Here is a 749-nt window from a genome sequence, read left to right on the forward strand (position 1 = left end):
ACCCTCGGCGGATCAGCGCGACGCCGTCGGCCGCGGCCCACCCGATGCGCCGCCACGAGAAGGGACGCAGCCACGCGGCGCGGCGCGGCGTGCGGGAGAATCCACCGGCTCCGTCGCGGCCCGTGAGGCCGGGGTCGACGAGCGGGTCGATCGCCGCGGCCGAGTCGGGCAGCAGCAGGCCGAGCACCCGGTGCACGTCGGCCACCGTGCCGACCGGGAGCACGAGGGTGCGCTGCGCAGCGTCGTTGCCCGCGGTCACCGACTGGCCCGCCACGTTGATGCGGATGGTCCACCAGCCGAACGGGCGCCACAGGATCCACTGGTTCGCCTCGATCGCGTGGATGCGGCCCGGCGGGATGGTCTGGTTGCCGGTCGAGAGCAGCCCGTGGCCGATCCGCACGCCGTCGGGCGTTCCGGCGATCGAGTAGCGCAGCGACTTGGTGATGCGCGACCACGCGTAGCTCACGAGGCCGATCGCGGCGGGCACGAACGAGAAGAGGACCCACAACTGGCCCGTGGACACGCCGACCACGATGATCGCGACGAGGATCAGCGCCCAGGCCGTCGAGCCGCCGAGCAGGGTCGAACCGATGACCCGGCCGAGCGGCAGGTGCACGACGGACTCGGGGGGTGCGAGCGACGGATCCAGCTCGGGCGCCAGGAACTCGTCGACCCGCTGGCCGAGCACCGCTGTCACGTTGGCCCGCTGCTGGGCGCCCGGCGCAGCGAGCGACGGGCCGGGGCGCGTC

Annotated in this window: 1 protein-coding gene; it reads right to left on the minus strand. The window is 74.1% G+C overall.

Going from position 1 to position 749, the window contains the following annotated elements:
• The coding region (locus tag GH736_RS23765) for a PH domain-containing protein (protein ID WP_159607557.1) at window positions 1–749 on the minus strand (749 nt) is incomplete at both ends.

It is taken from the genome of Agromyces humi (assembly GCF_009720255.1).
Classification (GTDB): domain Bacteria; phylum Actinomycetota; class Actinomycetes; order Actinomycetales; family Microbacteriaceae; genus Agromyces; species Agromyces humi.